Genomic DNA, 21,083 nt, shown 5'->3' with positions numbered 1-21,083 from the left:
CTCACTCCCGCGGGGCGTCGAACCGGAAGCCGACCCCGCGGATCGTCGTGATGTAACTGGGCTGCGACGCGTCGTCGCCGAGCTTCTTGCGCAGTACCGAGACGTGCATGTCGAGCGTCTTGGTGGAGGTGTACCAGGCGCTGTCCCAGACCTCGCGCATGATGCGTTCCCGCGAGACGACCTTGCCCTCGTTGGCGACGAGCAGCTTGAGCAGCTCGAACTCCTTGCCCGTGAACTGCACCTCCTGACCCCGCAGGAAGACGCGACGGCCCTCGGGGTCGATGCGCACCAGCGAGTCGGCGGCCGGTTCGACGACCCCACGGCGCAGCAGCGCCCGGGCCCGGGCCAGGAGCTCGGCCAGCCGGAACGGTTTGGTCACGTAGTCGTCGGCCCCGGCATCCAACCCGACAACGGTGTCGACCTCGTCGGCGCGCGCGGTGAGCACGAGCACCGGGACGGTGCCCCCCTGGGCGCGCAAGCGTCGACACACCTCGAGCCCGTCCATCTTCGGCAGGCCGAGGTCGAGCACGAGCAGGTCCGGCGCCGACAGTGCCTGTGCGAGTGCGGACTCCCCGTCGGTGACGACGTCCACCTCGTAGCCCTCCCGCCGCAGCGCCCTCGCCAGCGGCTCGGAGATCGCGGGGTCATCCTCCGCGAGCAGCACCTTGGTCATGGCTCGATCGTAGTCGCGCGCCATCGTCCAGGAGCGCTGGACCTCGGCCACCTGGAGCGCGCTGGAGCTCGTGGAGGGTCACCACGCCGATCCCGCGCAGCATCCGACGGCGCCGTTCGGTGGCGCTGAAGCCGGACACCGAGCGCAGCACCTTGGCCATGTCCTCGTCGACGAAGACGTGACCGGAGGGGGTGACGGCGGTGATCCGGCTCGCCTTGTTGACCGTCAGACCGAAGACGTCGCCGAGGCGGGAGACCACCCGGCCGTGGGCCAGGCCGACGCGCACGGGTGGGAGCAGCTCGTCCTCGGCCATGGCGTCGACGAGGTCGAGGGCGATCGCGGATGCCGCGGCGGCGTCGGTGTGCACGAAGAGCACCTCGTCACCCACGGTCTTGATGACCCGTCCACCGTGCTCGGTGACCACGTCGCTCGCGAGCAGTTCGAAGCGCTGCACCAACCGGGCCAGCTGCCGCTCACTCATCCGGCGGACGAACGAGGTGAAGGACACCAGGTCGGCGAAGCCGACGACCCGGATGGGGGCGGACGGATCGGCGTGCACCGCCGGGTCGGCGTCGGCGATCATGCGGGCGATCGCGTTGGTCAGGTGACGGCGCCAGACGTAGACCAGCAGGGGCTCGATGTCGTCACAGATGCTCGCGAGCAGCTCGGCGGCATCGGCGGCGATGCGCGGCTCGGGCACCGAACGACTGTCCTTGCCCTCGAGCTCCTCGGAGAACGGCGACGTGAGCGACTCGGCCACGAGCTGGGTCTGCCAGACCGCGAGCCGGTCGGACGTGCGGGCGAAGGCACGCGTCATGCCCAGTGCGAGCTCTTCACTGACCGCTCCCTCGCCGATGAGGCGGGCCACCCGCTTGAGGGCCTCGAGGTCGGCCTCGGTGAACATCGCGTCCTCGTCGTCGACGTTCTGGAACCCCATCGCGTGCCAGAAACGACGCGCCACCACCGGCTCGACCCCGGCGCCCTCGGAGACCTCACGCCGACCCATGGAGGCAGGGCGGCCGAGCAGTCGTCGCTCGATCTGCCCGGGCAGTTCCTCGACGAGGGGGTGGTCGCCGGCCCCGCTGACCTCCTCGGTGGTCATGGAACTCCTCTCAGCGCGACCTGACGTGCACAACGTCACCGGCGGACACGGACTGGGTGCCGGACTCGTCCCGGACCGTCAGTCTGCCCGCTGCGTCAACTCCTGTCCCGATCCCATGGACGACGGCACCCCCGGGGAGGTGGACCTCGACGGTGCGGCCAACGGTCGAGCAGGCCGCCACGTACGCCGCCTGCGCGCTGCCGCCGGGGCCCGAGTCGTCGCGCAGGAGGGAGGCCAGGTGGGTGAGGAAGGCCGAGAGCAGCGCAGCGCGGTCCACGCCGGGGGCGCCCGTCGCCCGCAGCGACGTGGCCGTGTCGAGCGGGAGGTCCTCGCGGGCGGTGTCGACATTGATCCCCAGACCGACGATCACGCCGTCGGCGGTCCACTCGCACAGCAGACCTGCGAGCTTGCGGTCCCCGTCCGCCGGGACGAGCACGTCGTTCGGCCACTTCAGCGCCGTCTCGAGCCCGGCCACCTCGGCAACGGCCCGGTGGACGGCGAGACCGGCGAGCAGCGGCACCCAGGACGGGCCGGATGCCGGGGGCGGCACGAACACGGACACGGCCAGGGAGGTGCCCGGCGTCGTCGTCCACGTCCGCCCGAGACGCCCGCGACCGGCATCCTGCTGCTCCGCGACGACCACGCGCCACGGCGACGGCGCCGCACGAACCTCGTCGTTGGTCGACCCCAGACGGTCGAAAACCTCGATGGGCGGCCACGGAGCGCCCGGTGTGACGGATCGCTCGCTGAGCGGTCGCTGGTCAGGGTTCTGGCTCACGCTCCCAAGGCTAGGCTCGGATCATGCCCTCCAGCGACACCCAAGCCATCGGCGGCACCGACGTCCCCAAGGACATCGACACCTCCACGACCGCCGGAAAACTCGCCGACCTCAAGCGCCGAGTGGCGGAGGTCGCAGGCGCCGGATCCGAGCGCGCCGTCGAGAAGCAGCACGCCCGCGGCAAGAAGACGGCCCGCGAACGGCTCGAGCTGTTGCTCGACGAAGGGTCGTTCGTCGAGATGGACAAGTACGCCCGACACCGCTCGGTCGCGTTCGGTCAGGACCGCAACCGCCCCTACGGCGACGGCGTCGTCACCGGGTACGGCACCGTCGACGGGCGCACCGTCGCGGTGTTCGCGCAGGACTTCACCGTCTTCGGCGGCTCGCTCGGTGAGGTCTTCGGCGAGAAGATCACGAAGGTCATGGACTTCGCGATGAAGGTCGGGTGCCCCGTCGTGGGCCTCAACGACTCGGGTGGGGCGCGCATCCAGGAGGGCGTGGTCTCCCTCGGCCTGTACGGCGAGATCTTCCGGCGCAACGTCCACGCCTCCGGGGTCATCCCCCAGATCTCGCTCATCATGGGCCCGTGCGCGGGCGGGGCGGTCTACTCCCCCGCGGTCACCGACTTCACCGTCATGGTCGACCAGACCTCGCACATGTTCATCACCGGCCCCGACGTCATCAAGACCGTCACCGGTGAGGACGTCGGGTTCGAGGAACTGGGCGGTGCACGCACCCACAACACGACGTCCGGCGTCGCCCACTACATGGGCACCGACGAGGACGACGCCATCGAGTACGTCAAGGCGCTGCTATCCTACCTGCCCAGCAACAACATGGAGCAGGCGCCGGTGTTCGGCGAGGAGAACGACCTCGAGGTCACCGAGGACGACCGCTTCCTCGACACGATCATCCCGGACAGCGCCAACGTGCCGTACGACATGCACGAGGTCATCACCCGGGTGCTCGACGACGGCGAGTTCCTCGAGGTCCAGCCGCTGTTCGCGCCGAACCTCGTCGTCGGCTTCGGCCGGGTCGAAGGCCACTCGGTGGGCATCGTGGCCAACAACCCCATGCAGTTCGCCGGGACCCTGGACATCAACGCCTCCGAGAAGGCCGCGCGGTTCGTGCGCACCTGCGACGCCTTCAACGTGCCGATCCTGACCTTCGTCGACGTGCCCGGCTTCCTACCCGGCACCGACCAGGAGTGGGACGGCATCATCCGCCGCGGAGCCAAGCTCATCTACGCGTACGCCGAGGCCACCGTGCCGCTGGTCACGGTCATCACGCGCAAGGCCTACGGCGGTGCCTACGACGTCATGGGCTCCAAGCACCTCGGCGCTGACATCAACCTTGCGTGGCCGACGGCCCAGATTGCCGTGATGGGTGCGCAGGGTGCGGTCAACATCCTCTACCGCAAGGAGTTGGCGGCGGCCGCCGAGCGCGGGGAGTCGGTGGAGGAGGCGCGCGCCACGTTCATCAAGCAGTACGAGGACGCCCTGGCCAACCCGTACATCGCCGCTGAGCGCGGGTACATCGACACCGTCATCACCCCGTCGAACACCCGGATGAACGTCACGAAGGCCCTGCGGGCGCTGCGCACCAAGCGTGCGTCGCTGCCGCCCAAGAAGCACGGGAACATTCCCCTATGACCTCTTCGCAGGCTCAGAGCTCAGGGGGACCCCGCCCTATGACCCGGAACGAGACGTCGACGACGGCCGGTGCCACGGCATCCGACCCCGTCATCGTGCGGGGTGCGGCGACGCCCGAGGAGGTGGCCGCCCTGGTGGCGGTGCTCAGCGCCGTGGGTGGGTCGGGCGACGGGTCAAGCGGTGGGGATGCTGCGTCGAGCGTGTCCGCCTGGGCGGCCCCCGCCGCGACGATGAGGCGACCGGTCGGCCACGGCCCCGGAGCCTGGCAGAACTCGCTGCGCTGACACCCGTACCCACATCGACCAATAGGTCACCCCAGGTACGCCCCCACCACCCAAGCCCGTACCCACATCGACCAATAGGTCACCCTGGGTACGCCTGTGGATAACGAAATCCGGGAACTGCGGCACAGTGCCACGCTTGCTGGATGCCGGACACGTCACCACCGCTCCCAGGGCCCTTCCTCCGCGCCGAGGCCAAGAACCTCGGCGTCTCGGATCGGAGGCTGCGAAGCCCAGACTTCCGCACGGTCTTCACCGGCGTGGTGGTCGACGCCCGGATCCCCGACACGGTTGTCGTGCGGTCACGTGCGGCCATGCTGGTCTGCCCTGAAGGTGGGGTGCTCAGCCACTGGACCGCAGCGCGGCTATGGGGCGGTGTCGTTTCCGACAACGAGTGGATCCACGTCGCGTTCATGCGAGATGTCAGGTTTCGCGTCAGCGGGGTGAAACCGCACCGGTTCCGGCATCGCCTTGACATCCGGTTCCGACACGGGCTCCCCGTCACCTCACCAGCCCAGACGTTCTGTCACCTGGCGAGGCACCTCGGGTTGATCGATCTCGTCGCTCTCGGAGATCGACTCGTCAAGAAGGGGCGGTGCACACCGGATGACCTCATCGCCTACGCGCACAACTGGCCGGGACAGTGCCGCGACGAGGCACTCACCGCTGCGAGACTCGTGCGGATGGGCGTCGACTCGGTCCCGGAGAGTGCGCTTCGGCTCCTGATCGTGCTGGCCGGGCTTCCCGAGCCCGAGGTGAACATCCGGCTGCGGGACGTCGACGGGAACGTGCGGTTTCGCATCGAACTCGGCTACGAGGACGCCCGGCTGGCGATCGAGTACGACGGCCGGTGGCACGAGGAACCCGCACAGAGGGCACACGATGCCGAGCGCCGATCCGGCCTGAGCGAGCGCGATGGCTGGACCTTCGTCATCGTGACAGCCGATGACCTCTACGGTCTCCCCGAGCAGCTGCTGGAACGGATCCGCAGCACGATGCAGTCCCTGGGCATTCCGGTTCCCACGGTCCTGTCCGACGACTGGCGTCGCCACTTCCGAGTGGATACCGCCGCTGCATGATGCGCCCTGGCGACGGTGGGCGAATGATTCGGCCGTACCCCGAGTGACCTATTGGTCGATCTGGCGACGGCGGGCGCACGATTCAGCCGTACCCCGAGTGACCTATTGGTCGATCTGGCGACGGCGCGCGAGGCTGCGCTCGAGGTCGAGGCTGTCGACCGGTGCGAGCACCTGCGCCGCCACCACGCGGGCCGCGAGGTCGTCGTCGCCCATGAACGCGCGGAAGACCTCGGGCACGGTGATGCCGTGCTCCGGGCGCGGCCCCACCTCGATGGTGTCGCCGACCGAGAGCACACCGGGTTCGACGACGGCGAGGTAGGCGCCGGTTCGGCCCCGCTCGGTGAACCGGCGAACCCACCCCCGCTCACCCATCCACGCAGCGAAGGTCGCGCACGGGATCCGAGGCCCCGTGACCTCGAGCACCGCCGAACCCACAGTCCACCGCTGACCGACGACAGCGGCATCCACATCGAGACCGAGGGTGGTGACGTTCTCCCCGAACATGCCGTCCCGCAGGTCCCGGCCGAGCTCGGCGCCCCACCAGTCCAGCTCCTCGCGCGCCACGGCATAGACCGCCTGCTGTGAGCCACCGTGGTGCTTTCGACTGACGACGTCGTCTCCCAGCACCCCGCTGCCCAGGCCACCACGCTTCGGGCCGGGGTCGCGCACCTCGATCGTGTCGACCGGGCGCTTGTCGATCGCCGTGTCACCGCCGCGGGGCCGGATGCCGCTGCGGGCACCACCGATGTTGAGCGAGGTCACCACGGGCTTCATGGGCTCGAGCCTATGGCGGGTTCTGGCTCGGCACGGTGGCGGCCAGCCGTACCTGTGGTGACCTATTGGTCGATGTGGGTACGGGCCGGCGTATCCCGGGTGACCTATGGGTCGATGTGGGTACTCGGCCGGCGGGTGGGGCCGTACCTGTGGTGACCTATTGGTCGGTCTGGGGGCGGGGCGCTCGGGTAGTGTCCACGGGGTGACCGAGCCGACCGCCGAGCCCCGCACCCCCACCGCCGTCGACGCCGTGGCCGACGCCTATTTCGACGCCGCCATCGACGCCAGCCCCATCGAGGCCACCTACCTCGGCGTCCCGGGTCGGGACGCCGAGCTTGACGACCTCTCCCCGGACGGCTTCGCCCACCACGCCCACCTCGCGCACCAGACCCTGGCCGCCCTCGACGGCGTCGAGCCCGCCGATGCCGTCGACCGGGTGACCGTCGCCGCCATGCGCGAACGCCTCGGCCTCGTCATCGAGACCCATGACGCCGGCTACGACGCCATGGCCCTCAACGTCATCGCCTCCCCCCTTCAGGCCTGCCGCGACGTCCTCGACCTCATGCCGACGAGCACCCAGGAGAACTGGGCCACCATCGCCGCCCGACTCTGCGCCGTGCCGCAGGCCCTGGAGCAGTACACGCAGACCCTGCTCGCCAGCGCCGACCGGGGACTGGTCACCCCTCGGCGCCAGGTCGAGGCCTGCATCGTCCAGTGCGAGGAGCTCACCGCCTCCGACGGCTTCTTCGCCACCTTCGCGGCGGGAGCGAGCGCCGACGGCACCCCCCTCGACGACGCGGTGCGGGCCGACCTCGACCGCGGCGTTCGGGCCGCCGCGCAGGCCTACGAGCAGATCGGCATCGCGTTGCGCGAGCGCCTGCTCGGGCGCGCACCGACCTCGGATGCCGCGGGGCGCGAACGCTACGGCCTCGCCTCGCGCTCGTTCCTGGGGGCCACCGTGGACCTCGAGGAGACCTACGCGTGGGGGCAGGAGGAGCTTGCCCGGATCACCGACGACATGGCGCGCACCTCCGACCGGATCCTGCCGGGTGCCAGCGTGCGCGAGGCCATCGCCCACCTCGAGGGAGACCCCCGCTACCAGCTGCACGGAACCGATGCGCTGCGCGAGTGGATGCAGGAGCGCGCCGACGAGGTCATCACCGCGATGGCCGACACGCACTTCGACATCCCGGAGCCGGTGCGCACCATCGAGTGCCTGATCGCCCCCACCCAGACCGGTGGCATCTACTACACGGGGCCGAGTGACGACTTCAGCCGACCCGGACGGATGTGGTGGTCGGTGCCCAAGGGCGTCACCGAGTTCGGCACCTGGCGCGAGCTGACGACCGTCTACCACGAGGGCGTCCCGGGGCACCACCTCCAGGTCGGCCAGACCGTCTACCGGCGAGAGCTGCTCAACAAGTGGCGCCGGATGATGTGCTGGACGAGCGGGCACGGCGAGGGATGGGCGCTCTACGCGGAGCGCCTCATGGCCGAGCTCGGCTTCATGGACGACCCGGGCAACTACCTCGGCCTGCTCGACGGCCAGTCGCTGCGTGCCGCCCGTGTCGTCCTCGACATCGGCGTCCACTGCGGCTTCGAGGCCCCGGCCGAGGTAGGTGGCGGGTCGTGGACATACGACAAGGCCTGGACCTTCCTGCGCACACACTCCAACGAGGGTGAGGAGATGTTGCGCTTCGAGCTGAACCGCTACCTCGGCTGGCCGGGGCAGGCGCCGAGCTACAAGGTCGGCGAGCGGCTCTGGCTTCAGCTGCGCGACGAGGCCCAGCAGCGCGCCGGCGACGCGTTCTCCCTGAAGGACTTCCACCGGCGCGCCCTCGACGTCGGGTCGGTGGGGCTCGACGTCCTGCGCGACGCCGTGCTCGACTGATGGGTTCGGAGCCGGCCGGGGACGGGCGCGGGGCCGTGGCCCGGGGGCGCCGGCCCTCGGGGAGCAACACCCGCGAGGCCATCCTCGCGGCCGCAGCCCGCGCGTTCGCCGAGCAGGGCTACCCCCGGACGACGTTGCGCGGCATCGCCAAGGACGCCGGGGTCGACACCCGTTTGGTGTCGCACTACTTCGGCTCCAAGCAGGAGCTCTTCGTGTCGGTGGTCGAGCTCCCGTTCGACCCCGACGTCGTGATTCCCGCACTGCTCCGGCCCGGGCGCACCGGGGTCGGCTTCCGGCTCGCGAGCTTCGCGATCGGCATCATGGACACCCCCGAGGCTCGCCAGACGATGACCGGGCTGCTGCGGGCCGCCGCCTCGGAGGAGGCTGCCGCCGTGCTCGTGCGCGACCTGCTGATGGAGCGCCTCCTCGGCCCGCTGGCCCGACACCTCGGAGGCGACGACCCCACCCTGCGCGCCTCCCTCGCCGCGTCGCAGGTGGCCGGGATGGCGTTCACCCGCCACGTCGTCGGCCTGCCGCGGCTCGCGAGCGCCTCGCGCGACGAGCTCGTGGGTGCTCTCGGCCCGGTGCTCGAGCACTACCTCGTGGGCGACTGGTCGCCACCCCCCCGCTGACAAGGCACAATCCAGCGGTGGAACTCGCCTCGGCCATCGTGGCCATCGTGGCCATCGTGCTCGTCGTCATCGTCGTCAGCCGCCTCGCCGCACCCGTCGGGGTGCCGACGCCGATCGCGCTGCTGCTCGTCGGGGCGGCGCTGTCGTTCGTGCCGTCCCTGCCGCAGCTGACGCTCTCCAGCGACCTCGTCCTGTACGGCCTGCTGCCACCGCTGCTCTACGCCGCGGCCCTGTCGACGTCGCTGCTCGACATCAGGGCCAACCGGGCCGCCATCCTCGGACTCTCCGTCGGGCTCGTGCTCTTCACCGCGCTCGGCGTCGCCGTCGTCGCGTGGCTGCTGCTACCGATCCCCTTCGCCCTCGCCATCGCGCTCGGAGCGATCGTCGCACCCCCGGATGCCGTGGCGGCCACCTCCGTGGCCCGCAGCATCGGCCTGCCCCGGCGCGTGACGACGATCCTCGAGGGTGAGTCGCTGCTCAACGACGCAACCGCCCTCGTCACGTTGCGCACGGCCCTGACGGCGGCCGGGTTGGCCGCCCACGGGGCATCGAGCCACGGTGAGGTCCCCGAGGTGACGGTCCCGTCAGTGGCGACCGACCTGCTCATCGCCTCGGTCGGTGGCGTCGCCATCGGCTTCGTCGCGTTCCTGGCGATCGGCGCGCTGCGTCGCCAGCTGCACGAGGTGCCGGCCGACACCGCGCTGTCGTTCGTCGCGCCCTACATCGCCTTCGTCCCCGCCGAACTCGTCGGCGCCTCCGGGGTGCTGTCGGTCGTCACGGCCGGCCTGCTCCTGGCTCACAAGGCCCCCATCCTGCAGTCGGCACCCTCGCGCCTGGCCGAGCGGATCAACTGGTCGAGCGTCACCTTCGTGCTGGAGAACGCCGTCTTCCTCCTCATCGGGCTCCAGATCGCGTCGCTGCTGGAAGGCGTGGCCGAGGGCGAGGGCTCTCTGCGGCGAACCCTGCTCGTCGGCGTGGCCGTGCTCGTGACCTGCCTGGTGCTGCGGCCGGTGTGGATCGTGCCGTTCACCCTCCTCGGTGCACGCAGGGCACCCGACCGCAGCGACGGCATCCGAGGTGGTCTCGTGAGCTCGTGGGCCGGGATGCGCGGTGTCGTGACGCTCGCGGCGGCCCTGACCCTGCCCGAGGAGACGCCGCTGCGGGCAGAGCTCATCGTGATCGCCCTGGTCGTCACGGTCGGCACGCTCCTGCTGCAGGGGCTGACCCTGCCCTCGCTCGCGCGCGCCCTTGACGTTCGCGGGCCCGACCCGCGCGAGGACGCGCTCGTCGAGGCCACCGTGCTCGGGGCCACGACGGGCGCCGGGCTGCGCCTGATCGAGGCCGACCCGAGCGCCGATCCGGCCGCCGTCGCCGCGATCCGTGACCAGGCCAGTGCCCGGGTGAACCGCAGCTGGGAGCGCCTCGGCACGCTCGGGCCGGGCGACGACGAGACTCCGAGCGAGGCCCATGCCCGGTTGCGCACGGTGATGATCCGCGAGGAGCGCGCCGAGCTGATGCGCATCCGCGACGAGGGCCATGTCGACCACGCGGTGCTGAGCGCGGTGCTGGGCCAGCTCGATGCCGAGGAGACCGCCCTGGTGTGGAGCGCCACCCGCAGCGGTGCCGTGCGAGACTCCCCGCTGCGCCCACCGGACCGCATCGCCGGGGCGTGTGAGCACCTGGCGGCCGCCGAGGTCCCCAAGGCCCCGACCGTCGCCGAGGGCTGCCCGCGCTGCCTCGCCGACGGGGTGCGCTGGGTGCAGTTGCGGGCCTGCGCGACCTGCGGCGAGGTCGGTTGCTGCGACTCCACCCCCGGCCGGCACGCCGACGCCCACTTCCGCGAGACCGGCCACCCGGTGATGCGCAGCATCGAGCCCGGCGAGGCCTGGCGGTGGTGCTACGTTGACGAGATCGTCGGCTGAGTCAGGAGATGCGCCGGATGCCGTCCACCCCCGTCTCGCTCCTGCTCGCCTCCGCGTCCCCCGCCCGTCGCACGACGCTCATCGCCGCGGGCGTGACGCCGCACGTGCGGGTGTCCACCGTCGACGAGGATGCCACCGTGGCTTCGGCCGAGGCCGTGAACGGGCCGCTCGAGGCGCCGGACGTGGCCCTGCTGCTCGCCCGGGCCAAGGCCGAGGACGTCGTCAGCACGATCGAGGCCGAGGAGGCCGACGCGGCAGACCAGGGACTCCCGGACGACCTGCTGGTCCTCGGCTGCGACTCCGTCCTCGAGCTCGACGGCGAGGTGCACGGCAAGCCGGCTGACGCCGCCGAGGCGGTCGAGCGCTGGCAGCGGATGCGCGGGCGCTCCGGCGTGCTGCACACCGGACACTGGCTGGTCGATCTGCGTCACCCCGACGACGGTGGGACGGGCGGCATGGTGGGCGGCACGGCATCCACGACGGTTCACTTCGCGCAGCTCGACGACGACGAGATCACCGCCTACGTCGCGACCGGGGAGCCGCTGCACGTGGCTGGTGCCTTCACGATCGACGGGCTCGGCGGCCCGTTCGTCGCCGCGATCGAGGGTGACCCCAGCACCGTGGTCGGGGTCTCCCTGCCGTTGCTGCGCGAGCTCGTGCGCGGACTCGGGGTGGCCTGGCACGACCTGCGCACCGCCTGACGGTCAGACGGTCAGACGGGCGGGACGTCGCGGCGCTTGTCGGAGAAGTGCCGGTCGCGTCGCGCCGCGTACTGCAGCCGCCGGCGCAGCTCGTCACGCAGCGCATCGGCCTCGATGACCTGGTCGAGCACGAGGTCGGCTGCGAGCCGTTCGAGGTCGACGTCGGCCTCGTACTCGGCGCGCCGGGCGGCGACGAACGCGTCGCGCGCCGCCACCCCCTCCGCCGCCTCGACCTCGGCGATCTTGTTCGCGTACACGGCGTTCACCGCGGCCTCGGGGCCCATGACGGCGATCCGAGCCGTGGGCAGCGCGATCGTGGCGTCCGGGCCGAAGCCCGGGCCGCCCATCGCGTACAACCCGGCCCCGTAGGCCTTGCGCACGACGACGCAGAACTGCGGCACCGTGGCCGAGGCGACGGCCGAGACCATCTTCGCCCCGTGCCGGATGATGCCGCCGCGCTCGACCTCCGAGCCGATCATGAAGCCGGGCACGTCCGCCAGGTAGATGAGCGGGATCGAGAAGGCGTCACACAGCCAGATGAACCGGGTGGCCTTGTCGGCCGAGTCGCTGAAGAGCACCCCACCCTTGACGGCCGAGTTGTTCGCGACGATGCCGACGCTCTCGCCGTCGATGCGCCCGAAGCCGACCACGAGCTCGGCGGCGAAGAGCGGCTTGATCTCGAAGAAGCTGTGTTCGTCGACCAGGCCGTCGATGACCTCGTGGATGTCGAACGGCTGGCTCTCGCGCTCGGGCACGCTCGCCCGGGTCAACGGGGCGGACGGCTCCTCCGCGTGGTAGGTCGGCAGCGGGCCGTGCCAGTTGCCGGGCAGGTAGGAGAAGTACAGCCGAGCGAGCTCGATGGCCTCGGAGTCGTCGTGGGCGAGCAGGTCGCCGACGCCGGAGACGGTGCAGTGCATCCGCGCCCCGCCCATCTCCTCGAGCGAGACCTTCTCCCCCACGACCATCTCGGCCATCCGCGGGCTGCCGAGGTACATGGAGGCGTTGCCCTCGACCATGATGATGACGTCGCAGAAGCTCGGGATGTAGGCCCCACCGGCCGCTGACGGCCCGAACAGGCAGCAGATCTGCGGCACCTTGCCCGACAGGGCGACCTGGTGGTGGAAGATCCGCCCGGCGCCTCGGCGCCCGGGGAACATCTCGACCTGGTCGGTGATCCGCGCGCCCGCGCTGTCGACGAGCCAGAAGACGGGCAGCTCCTCGCGCAGGGCGGCCTCGGTCGCGCGCACGATCTTCTCGACGGTGCGCGCCCCCCAGGACCCGGCCTTGACGGTCGGGTCGTTGGCGATGACGATGACGGGACGCCCGTCGACGGTCCCGCGCCCGGTGACGACACCGTCGGCCGGCAGACCTGGCGCCCGGCTGTTCGCGTAGCGCCCGTCCTCGACGAAGCTGTCCTCGTCGACGAGCAGCGCGATCCGATCGCGCACGTAGAGCTTGTTCTGGGAGGCGAGCTTGGCGGCCGCCTTCTCGGTCGGGCGCTCGGATGCCGTGTGCGCGGCCTCCAGCCGCGCCCGGACGTCCGCGACCCTCGGGTCGCCCCCGTCGGGCTCGGTCATGACGGCAGGCCGAGTGACTTGGCGATGACCATGCGCTGCACCTCGGACGTGCCCTCGCCGATCTCGAGGATCTTGGCGTCGCGGTAGAACCGAGCCACGGGGTACTCCTCCATGAAGCCGTTGCCCCCGAACACCTGCGTGGCGATCCGGGTCGCGGTGACGGCGGCCTCTGAGGTGTAGAGCTTGGCCACGGCCGCCGCCTGCTTGACGTCAGCGACCGAGCGGCGCCCGGCCTCCTGCTCGTCCTTCAGCCACGCGGCCCGGTAGGTCAGCAGGCGCGAGTTCTCCTCCATGACGAGCAGGTCGGCGATGGGGAACGCGACGCCCTGGTTGACCCCGATGGGCCGCCCGAACGCGGTGCGGGTCTTCGCGTAGGCGGTGGCCTCCTCGCGCATCCGGGTGATGAGGCCCAGGGCCAGCGCGCTGATCGCGATCCGCCCGTCGTCGAGGGTCTTGAGGAACTGGCGGAAGCCGTGGCCGCGCTGTCCGAGCAGGTTCTCCTCGGGCACACGGCAGCCGGCGAAGGACAGCCCGTGGGTGTCCGAGATGTTCCAGCCGAGCTTGTCGTAGGGCGCCTCGACGGTGAACCCGGGCGTGCCCGAGGGGATCATGATCGCCGAGATCTCGGGGCGACCGTCGGCGTCGGTCCCGGTGCGGGCGGTGACGGTGACGACCGAGGTGATGTCGGTGCCGGAGTTCGTGATGAACGCCTTCGACCCGTCGACCACCCACTGGCCGTTCTCGAGCACCGCCCTGGTGCGCGTGGCACCCGCGTCGCTCCCGGTATCCGGCTCGGTGAGCCCGAAGCCCGCGAGCGCGCGGCCTGCGACGAGGTCGGGCAGGAAGCGCTCCTTCTGCGCGTCGGTGCCGTAGGTGAGGATCGGGTTGATGCCGAGCCCCACCCCCGCCGAGAGGGTGATGCCGATCGACTGGTCGACGCGGCCGAGTTCCTCGATCGCGATGCACAGGCTGGTGAAGGCGCCGCCGTCGGCGTCCTCGAGCGAGCCGCCATACGCCTCGGGGACGACGAGCCCGAACAGCCCGAGCTCGCCCATGCGGGGCACGAGGCCGGCCGGGAAGTGGTGGTCACGGTCCCACTGGGCGACATGAGGCTCGACGGCCTCGGTGGCGAAGTCGCGCACGACCGCCCGGAAGTCCTCGTGGTCCTTGCTCAGCTCGAACATCGGCGCTCCTTCGCGCAGGGGCCGGACACCGGATCTCGGTGGCGCGGCGGTGACACGTTCTTGACGTTGACGTCAACGTAAAGCAATACTGCCTCCCATGACAAGTCCCACGACGGATGCCGTGCGCTCACCCGCCGCTCGCCGCGCCCGTTCCGGCCACGCAGGGCCCGCCGAGCGCGACCGCACGTGGTCCATCGCCCAGGTGGCGGAGGAGTTCGGCGTCACGCACCGGACCGTGCGTCACTACGAGGAGCTCGGCCTCATCTCTCCCGAGCGACGGGGAACGGCCCGCGTGTACCACCGGCGAGACCGCACCCGGCTCGGGCTCATCCTGCGGGGCCGGCGGCTCGGCTTCCCGCTCGAGGAGATCCGCACGATCATCGACCTCTACGACGCGCCGCGGGGGCGGCGCAGCCAGCTCGAGTACGTCCTGGCCCAGATCGGCGAGCGCCGCACCGACCTCGAGCAGCGGCGCCGGGACCTCGAGTCGACGCTGGCCGAGCTGGCGGACTTCGAGCGACGCTGCCGCGAGGACCTCGAGGGATTGGACGAGCCGGGCAGCGTCCGCTGAGGTACTGCTGATTCGAGGGATTCCTGCACGGATCCACGTGCGGTAACACCTCGACCCCCGCAGGTCAGCGGGGCTGGCCCGCCAGGAACGCGTCGATCTCGGCCCGGGTCGGGGCCGTGTCCGGGCCGCGTCGGGTCACCTTGATGGCCGCTGCCGCATTCGCCCGGGCAGCAGCGTCAGCCCACGACGCCCCCGTGGCCCGCTCCGCGAGCAGCACCCCGGTGTGGGTGTCCCCCGCGCCGTTGGTGTCCACCGGCCGTTGCGGGTGCCCCGGGCAGTGCGTCGTGCGGCCGGACTCGCGCACCGCGCACCCGCGAGCGCCGTCGCGAACGATCGTCACGGCATCCGGTGCGAGGAGGGTGGCGACGACCTCGGCGGCCTCGCGCATCCCCCGCACCCCGGTGAGCGCGGCTGCCTCGTCGGCGTTGCCGGTCCAGACATCGGTGCGTGCGAGCACCCGGTGACGCAGCGGCTCGGCCAGGCCGGCGAAGGTTGCCCCGGGGTCGAGGACGACGACGACACCATCGGCCAGGGTGTCCAACCACTCGACGAGCGGGTCACGGGTGCGGCCCACCAGGGAATACCCGCTGACGCACACGAGGTCTCCGGGTTCGGGGGCGGATGCCGCGAGCGAATCGAGCGTGATCTGCCGCTCGGCACCCTGGGTGGTCACGAAGGTGCGTTCGGCACTGGGCTCGACGAGCACGACGCACACGCCCGTGTCGAGGTCGGCCACCGGTGGCGCCGACAGCGTCACCCCCTCGGCGGCCAGCGCCGCCCGCACGAGGTCACCGTTGTGCCCGGTGCCGACGGCCCCCGCGTGCACGCACTCGACGCCCGAGCGCGCCGCGGCGAGCAGGATGGTCACCGCTCCCCCTGCGTAGCGACGGTACGACGTCGCCATGACGTTGCCGCCGCGCACCGGCAGGGACGGCACCTCCATCACGGCGTCGACGAGGGCCTGGGCGGTGTGGATGACGCGAGGCATGGGCTGAGTATTGCCGCTGCTCACTCCACGAGGGCGCGCACCGCGTACAGCTCGGGGAAGAACGTGAGGTCGAGCGCCTTGCGCAGGAAGCCGACTCCGCTCGACCCACCGGTGCCCTGCCGGTGCCCGATGGTGCGGGTGACGACCTGGAGGTGGCGGAAGCGCCACTGCTGGAACAGGTCCTCGATGTCGACGAGCTCCTCGCAGGTCTCGTAGACGCCCCAGTGCTCGGACGGCGAGGCGTACACCGCCTCGAACACCGCGACGAGGTCCTCATCGAGCCGGTAGGGCTGGGTGACGTCGCGCTCGAGCACCGCCTCGGGAACGGCGTACCCGCGCCGGGCGAGGAAGCGCAGGAACTCGTCGTAGATCGTCGGTTCACCGAGCAGGCGCATCAGCTCGGCGTGCTCGTGGGGGCTGTGCTCGAAGACGCGCACCATGTCGGCGTTCTTGTTGCCGAGCAGGAACTCCACGGCCCGGTACTGGTGGCTCTGGAACCCCGAACTCGTCGCGAGGAAGGGCCTGATCTGCGCGTACTCACTCGGGGTGAGGGTGGCCAGGACGTCCCACTGCTCCACGAGCTGCTTCTGCACGTGCTTGACCCGGGCCAGCCGCTTCAGCGCCGGCGGGAGCTCGTCGGCGGCGATGAGGGCGCGGGCCGAGTGCATCTCGTGCAGCAGCAGCTTGAGCCAGAGCTCGGCGACCTGGTGCTGGATGATGAAGAGCAGTTCGTCGTGCTGCTGGGGTTCACTGCGCGGATGCTGTGCGGCGAGCAACGTGTCGAGGTCCAGGTAGGCGCCGTACGACATCGCCTTGCTGAAGTCGGTGGAGATGCCTTCTTCCAGCACTCGCTGGGCCCGGTCCACGGCGTCATCGCTCATGGGGGACATGATGCCCTCCTGGAGGAGCCGGCCCCGGGGACACCAGCCGTTCAGGTCAGCGGGTCTCCACGTCGACCAGGGCGGCGTGCCCCGACCCGTCGACGCGAACCGTGGCCACCGCGCGACCGTCGCGAACGGCATCCTCGAGCGCCCTGGCCTCGCCCTGCGGCAGGAACCAGCTCTCGATGCCACAGCGCAACCGCCAGCTGGAGTCGTCACAGGTCAGGTAGAGCCCGTCGGTCGGCGCCGTGCGCACGATCTCGCCACCGACCCAGACCTCGCCCTGCTGCCGCAGCGGCACGTAGGCGGTGCCGCGCGCGGCGTCCAGGGCCTGCTGCTCCTCCTCGGTGAGCGGGTTGCCCTCGTCGAACTGCTGGCGGGGCAGGTCGGGGTAGTCGAGGTCGACGTAGGCACCGCGGAAGGGGTCGATCGGGTCGACGGGCTGCACCCGCAGCACGACCTCGTCGCCGGTGAACCGCGCCGACAGCTGCGGCCAGAGAGCGACGGCGAGCAGCGCCAGACTGGTCAGCACCACCCCCACGACCCGGGCGAGGTGCCCGTTTCGGCTGCGCCCCGTCGGGGGCAGCGGCTGCTGCGCCGGATCGGGTCGGATGCCGGTCTCGATGGTGGTCATGACAGGGCCTCCTTGGTCTCGCTCACGAGCCGTCGCCGGCCCCGGTCGGCGAGGATGCCGGTGCCGAGCAGGACGAGGCCGACGATGAGGAACAGCGCCGCACCCGACACGATCGGAGCGAACACGGCGAATGCCTGAACGGTCACGAAGATGACCAGGGCCCCGGTCGCCAGCCACGTGAGGCGGCTCGCGTCCCGCATCCCGCCGAGCACGGCATACCCGCTCGCGACGAGCAGGTAGGCGACGACGGCGAAGACGGCACGTGCCCACGCCCCGGGCGGCAGGTTGGCCGTGTCCATGACGTCCTGGTCGAAGCGCCACAGCGACAGCGCGATCGTCAGGGCCAGCGCCAGCGCCGACAGGGCCACCTCGAACCGGTCGATGCGGCCTCCGCGCGCCAGGGCCAGCACGGCGAGACCGCCCGCGACCGCGAGGCCGAGCCACAGCGCGATGCTGCCCGCAGCCTCACCCCAGGCGAACGGAAACGCGGCGATGAACAACGCCACCAGGCCCAGCGCCGCCCCGATCTCGCGCCACGGCAGGGCGAAGTCTCGCCAGCCGAGGATGTTGTGCACCACCCCGATCGAGACCCCGGCCAGGGCAGCGACCGCGAGGGCGGTCGAGACGGCGAAGGCGCCCTCCCCGCCACTCATGACCTGCCAGAGGAACCAGAAGGCGATCAGACCGATGCCGAGAACGAGGGGCGCCAGCCCTCGGACGGCATACGCCCACAGCACGGCGCCCAGACCCCACACCCCGACGAGGATCGGCTCGAACGCCGGAACCTGCAGGCTCTGCGCCGCCTGGAACACCACGGCCCCGAAGGCACCCGCGGCGAGCAGGCGCACCGCGCCCACGACGGGGGATGCCGTGTCGCCCTCGCGCTCGCGGCGCGCGGCGAGCACCTCGGCGGCACCGATGAGCCCCAGCCAGATCACCACCATGAGCAGGAAGCGCACGAGCGGCGACATCTGGTCCAGGTTCGACGCGACGAGCCAGATCAGGCCGAGCCCGACGAAGCAGGCCCCGAGGGTGAGGACGATGTGCGAGAGGGTGAAGCGCCGGCTCGCGACGTAGCGGTTGCGGATGGCCGAGGCGGCAACCGGGTCGACGAGCCCTTCGGACTGCCAGTGGGCCAGTTGGCCCTCCAGCCAGTGCAGCTGACGGGGGGTCGCGGTGACGACGACGGGGGTGTGAGGGGTGGGGCCCGGCGGACCGGGCTGACCGGGCGAACCAGCAGGTGCGTCCGGGGGGATGGTGGGCGGCGCGGTCATCGCGGGCTCCTCGTCGTTGGTCCATCACCTAAGGTGGTGCACCTTCATCGTCCTCCTGCCCGGCGCGGAGGCGCCATGAGCTCGGACACTCACCCGCACGTGGCGTCTGCGCCCGGCGAGGCTGTCGAGCCCTCGTCGAGGGGAGGCAACACGCAGGGGTGGGCTCGACGCTGCGCGTGTTGCCTCCTCTCGACGTCCGGGACGACCGTTTCGACGTCGGGGACGACCGCTCGTGGAGTACGTCACACCGCAGCACGAGCGGCGCCCCACCACCGGTCGATCGCGCCGCTGGTCACGCTAGAGTCCGAAGCATGGCCATCAGCAAAGTCCTCATCGCCAACCGCGGTGAGATCGCCGTCCGCATCGCCCGCGCCTGCACCGACCACGGGATCGCGTCCGTCGCCGTGTACGCCGAGCCCGACCGCGACGCACTGCACGTCAAGGTGGCCGACGAGGCCTACGCCCTCGGGGGCACGACGCCCGGCGACTCCTACCTGCTCCAGGACAAGCTGATCGAGGTCGCCCACCAGGCGGGCGCGGATGCCGTGCACCCCGGCTACGGGTTCCTCGCCGAGAACGCCGGCTTCGCGCAGAAGGTCATCGACGCCGGTCTGGTGTGGATCGGGCCCGGCCCCGAGGCCATCGACAGCCTCGGCGACAAGGTCAAGGCACGCCACATCGCCCTCGCGGCCAACGCGCCACTCGTTCCCGGCACGCCCGACCCCGTCGAGGGCCCCGACGAGGTCGTCGAGTTCGCGAAGCAGCACGGGCTGCCCGTCGCCATCAAGGCGGCCTACGGCGGCGGCGGCCGCGGGCTGAAGGTCGCCCGCACCCTCGAGGAGATCCCGGAGCTGTTCGAGTCGGCGGTGCGTGAGGCCGTCACGGCCTTCGGTCGCGGCGAGTGCTTCGTCGAGCGCTTCCTGGACCACCCCCGCCACGTCGAGACCCAGTGCCTGGCCGACCAGCACGGCAACGTCGTCGTCGTCTCCACCCGCGACTGCTCGCTCCAGCGGCGCAACCAGAAGCTCGTCGAAGAGGCCCCGGCCCCGTTCGTCACCGACGAGCAGCACACCGAGCTCGTTCGCGCCTCCAAGGAGATCCTGCGCCGCGCCGGGTACGTCGGCGCCGGCACCTGCGAGTTCCTCGTCGGGCCGCAGGGCGACATCTCCTTCCTCGAGGTCAACACCCGCCTGCAGGTCGAGCACCCGGTCTCCGAGGAGGTCACCGGCATCGACCTGGTGCGCGAGCAGTTCCGCATCGCCGACGGTGAGGCCCTGACCTACCCAGACCCCGAGCCGCACGCACACTCCATCGAGTTCCGCATCAACGGCGAGGATGCCGGTCGCGGCTTCCTCCCGGCGCCGGGCACCGTCACGACGATGCGCGTCCCGCAGGGCCCCGGGGTCCGCTGGGACTCCGGCCTGCTCGAGGGCGACACCGTGGCAGGCGCGTTCGACTCGATGATCGCCAAGCTCATCGTCACCGGCCGCACCCGCACGCAGGCCCTGGCCCGGGCCCGCCGTGCGCTCGACGAGCTCGTCATCGAGGGCATGCCGACCGTCACGCCCTTCCACCGCGCCGTCGTCGCCGACCCGGCCTTCGCCCCGGCCGACCCGGACGAGAAGTTCACGATCCACACCCGCTGGATCGAGACCGAGTTCGACAACACCATCGAGGCCTACTCCGGCGGCTCCGCTGACGCCCCCGAGGCGCAGGACCGCCAGAGCATCGTCGTCGAGGTGGGCGGGAAGCGGCTCGAGGTCTCCCTGCCCGCTGGCCTGTCCCTCGGTGGCGGCGCCGGCCACGGCGGGCACGGTGCCCGCAAGAAGGCGCCGAAGCGGTCCACGGGCGCGAAGGCGGGTGCCGCGGCATCCGGCGACTCCCTCACCGCTCCGATGCAGGGCACCATCGTCAAGATCGCGGTCGAGGAGGGCGCCACGGTCGCGGCAGGTGACCTCGTCGTGGTGCTCGAGGCGATGAAGATGGAGCAGCCGATCACCGCTCACCGGGCTGGTGTCGTCACCGGCCTGTCGGCAGAGGTCGGCGCCACGGTGTCCAACGGTGCCGTGCTCTGCGAGATCAAGAACGCCTGACCCGGCGCCCACCCCACATCCGGCCGCGAGAACTTTCTCGCCCGATGCCAGAAGGTTCACCTCGACACCACAACGGATGTGGCGCAAAGGTGAACCCTCTGGTGTGAAGCAGGTGCACTGGGGTCAGGACTGCGGCGGGGTCTCCTGCACCCGTCCAGCCCGTGGCGGGGCCGAGGCGATGCCGAGCCCGGACCGCAGCGCTTGGCTGCCCTTGCCGACGTGTGCCGAGTACTTCGGGTGAAGCCTGCTGCGCACGGTGTCCTCCAAACGGCCCAGCGCCGCATTGACCTGAGCGGGGTTCTTCTGGGCGTACTCGCGGGCCTGTTGGGCCACGGTGATGAGCGCCGCCAGCTTGATCGCACGACGTGCCATGGGTGTCCTCCTGGGTGGATCGGG

Annotated in this window: 20 protein-coding genes; 9 read left to right on the top strand and 11 right to left on the bottom strand. The window is 71.2% G+C overall.

What is annotated here, in order from left to right:
* Position 1 precedes the first annotated feature (1 nt).
* Genes C8E84_RS16250 through C8E84_RS16240 form a run of 3 tightly spaced genes read right to left on the bottom strand, consistent with a single transcriptional unit; the run spans position 2 to position 2,553 of the window.
* Complete coding sequence (locus C8E84_RS16250) at positions 2–673, bottom strand: response regulator transcription factor (RefSeq protein ID WP_159903794.1); 672 nt, start codon at positions 671–673, stop codon at positions 2–4.
* Complete coding sequence (locus C8E84_RS16245; RefSeq protein WP_159903792.1) at positions 645–1,775, bottom strand: adenylate/guanylate cyclase domain-containing protein; 1,131 nt, start codon at positions 1,773–1,775, stop codon at positions 645–647. The genes C8E84_RS16250 and C8E84_RS16245 overlap by 29 nt, the downstream gene beginning before the upstream one ends.
* A gap of 10 nt (positions 1,776–1,785) precedes the next feature.
* On the bottom strand, positions 1,786–2,553 hold the full coding sequence (locus tag C8E84_RS16240) for a biotin--[acetyl-CoA-carboxylase] ligase (RefSeq protein ID WP_159903790.1): 768 nt from the start codon (positions 2,551–2,553) through the stop codon (positions 1,786–1,788).
* A 23-nt stretch (positions 2,554–2,576) separates the two neighbouring features.
* Between C8E84_RS16240 and C8E84_RS16235 the strand changes: the two genes are divergently transcribed.
* From C8E84_RS16235 to C8E84_RS18260, 3 genes are all read left to right on the top strand, one after another.
* A complete protein-coding gene (locus C8E84_RS16235; RefSeq protein WP_159903788.1) occupies positions 2,577–4,205 on the top strand; it encodes an acyl-CoA carboxylase subunit beta in 1,629 nt (542 codons plus the stop codon).
* Positions 4,206–4,243: 38 nt separating this feature from the next.
* On the top strand, positions 4,244–4,489 hold the full coding sequence (locus tag C8E84_RS16230) for an acyl-CoA carboxylase subunit epsilon (protein WP_159903786.1): 246 nt from the start codon (positions 4,244–4,246) through the stop codon (positions 4,487–4,489).
* Between the two features lie 545 nt (positions 4,490–5,034).
* Positions 5,035–5,565 carry an endonuclease domain-containing protein gene (locus C8E84_RS18260; protein ID WP_246196991.1) on the top strand — a complete coding sequence of 177 codons (531 nt, stop codon included), beginning with the start codon at positions 5,035–5,037 and terminating at the stop codon, positions 5,563–5,565.
* Between the two features lie 102 nt (positions 5,566–5,667).
* On the opposite strand, the gene C8E84_RS16220 is transcribed toward C8E84_RS18260, so the two are convergent.
* Positions 5,668–6,339, bottom strand: a complete 672-nt coding sequence (locus C8E84_RS16220; protein ID WP_159903782.1) for an MOSC domain-containing protein — start codon at positions 6,337–6,339, stop codon at positions 5,668–5,670.
* 202 nt (positions 6,340–6,541) lie between these two features.
* On the opposite strand from C8E84_RS16220, the gene C8E84_RS16215 reads away from it, so the two are divergent.
* The 4 genes from C8E84_RS16215 to C8E84_RS16200 are packed head-to-tail and all read left to right on the top strand — an operon-like array spanning position 6,542 to position 11,485.
* Positions 6,542–8,230: a DUF885 domain-containing protein gene (locus C8E84_RS16215; protein WP_246196990.1), complete on the top strand. Its 1,689-nt coding sequence runs from the start codon at positions 6,542–6,544 to the stop codon at positions 8,228–8,230.
* The gene (locus C8E84_RS16210; protein ID WP_159903778.1) at positions 8,230–8,862 is read left to right on the top strand and encodes a TetR/AcrR family transcriptional regulator; all 633 of its coding nucleotides are present in this window, start codon (positions 8,230–8,232) and stop codon (positions 8,860–8,862) included. Before C8E84_RS16215 ends, C8E84_RS16210 begins: the two co-directional genes overlap by 1 nt.
* Positions 8,863–8,879: 17 nt before the next feature.
* A complete protein-coding gene (locus C8E84_RS16205) occupies positions 8,880–10,784 on the top strand; it encodes a cation:proton antiporter domain-containing protein (protein ID WP_159903776.1) in 1,905 nt (634 codons plus the stop codon).
* 8 nt (positions 10,785–10,792) lie between these two features.
* The gene (locus C8E84_RS16200; protein WP_159903774.1) at positions 10,793–11,485 is read left to right on the top strand and encodes a Maf family protein; all 693 of its coding nucleotides are present in this window, start codon (positions 10,793–10,795) and stop codon (positions 11,483–11,485) included.
* 11 nt (positions 11,486–11,496) lie between these two features.
* Here the strand turns inward: C8E84_RS16200 and C8E84_RS16195 are convergent, their stop codons facing one another.
* Together C8E84_RS16195 and C8E84_RS16190 are read right to left on the bottom strand one after the other, a co-directional pair.
* Entirely contained in the window at positions 11,497–13,062 is a 1,566-nt protein-coding gene (locus C8E84_RS16195; protein ID WP_159903772.1) for an acyl-CoA carboxylase subunit beta, read from the bottom strand.
* A complete protein-coding gene (locus C8E84_RS16190) occupies positions 13,059–14,246 on the bottom strand; it encodes an acyl-CoA dehydrogenase family protein (protein ID WP_159903770.1) in 1,188 nt (395 codons plus the stop codon). The genes C8E84_RS16195 and C8E84_RS16190 overlap by 4 nt, the downstream gene beginning before the upstream one ends.
* 97 nt (positions 14,247–14,343) lie before the next feature.
* Here C8E84_RS16190 and C8E84_RS16185 point away from each other — a divergent pair, with 97 nt between their 5' ends.
* Positions 14,344–14,817 carry a MerR family transcriptional regulator gene (locus tag C8E84_RS16185; protein WP_159903768.1) on the top strand — a complete coding sequence of 158 codons (474 nt, stop codon included), beginning with the start codon at positions 14,344–14,346 and terminating at the stop codon, positions 14,815–14,817.
* Between the two features lie 64 nt (positions 14,818–14,881).
* Here the strand turns inward: C8E84_RS16185 and C8E84_RS16180 are convergent, their stop codons facing one another.
* Genes C8E84_RS16180 through C8E84_RS16165 form a run of 4 tightly spaced genes read right to left on the bottom strand, consistent with a single transcriptional unit; the run spans position 14,882 to position 18,594 of the window.
* Positions 14,882–15,805, bottom strand: a complete 924-nt coding sequence (locus C8E84_RS16180) for a PfkB family carbohydrate kinase (protein WP_159903766.1) — start codon at positions 15,803–15,805, stop codon at positions 14,882–14,884.
* 20 nt (positions 15,806–15,825) lie between these two features.
* Positions 15,826–16,686, bottom strand: a complete 861-nt coding sequence (gene kynA / locus C8E84_RS16175; protein ID WP_159903764.1) for a tryptophan 2,3-dioxygenase — start codon at positions 16,684–16,686, stop codon at positions 15,826–15,828.
* A gap of 55 nt (positions 16,687–16,741) precedes the next feature.
* The gene (locus C8E84_RS16170) at positions 16,742–17,320 is read right to left on the bottom strand and encodes a GDYXXLXY domain-containing protein (protein WP_159903762.1); all 579 of its coding nucleotides are present in this window, start codon (positions 17,318–17,320) and stop codon (positions 16,742–16,744) included.
* Complete coding sequence (locus C8E84_RS16165; RefSeq protein ID WP_159903760.1) at positions 17,317–18,594, bottom strand: DUF2157 domain-containing protein; 1,278 nt, start codon at positions 18,592–18,594, stop codon at positions 17,317–17,319. Before C8E84_RS16165 ends, C8E84_RS16170 begins: the two co-directional genes overlap by 4 nt.
* Positions 18,595–18,905: 311 nt before the next feature.
* Here C8E84_RS16165 and C8E84_RS16160 point away from each other — a divergent pair, with 311 nt between their 5' ends.
* Complete coding sequence (locus C8E84_RS16160) at positions 18,906–20,687, top strand: acetyl/propionyl/methylcrotonyl-CoA carboxylase subunit alpha (RefSeq protein ID WP_159903758.1); 1,782 nt, start codon at positions 18,906–18,908, stop codon at positions 20,685–20,687.
* 123 nt (positions 20,688–20,810) lie between these two features.
* Here the strand turns inward: C8E84_RS16160 and C8E84_RS16155 are convergent, their stop codons facing one another.
* Complete coding sequence (locus C8E84_RS16155; protein WP_159903756.1) at positions 20,811–21,059, bottom strand: Rv0909 family putative TA system antitoxin; 249 nt, start codon at positions 21,057–21,059, stop codon at positions 20,811–20,813.
* Positions 21,060–21,083: the final 24 nt, after the last annotated feature.

Origin of the sequence: Ornithinibacter aureus (assembly GCF_009858245.1) — a bacterium.
Lineage (GTDB): Bacteria > Actinomycetota > Actinomycetes > Actinomycetales > Dermatophilaceae > Fodinibacter > Fodinibacter aureus.
This window is presented reverse-complemented; position numbering and strand designations above follow the sequence as displayed.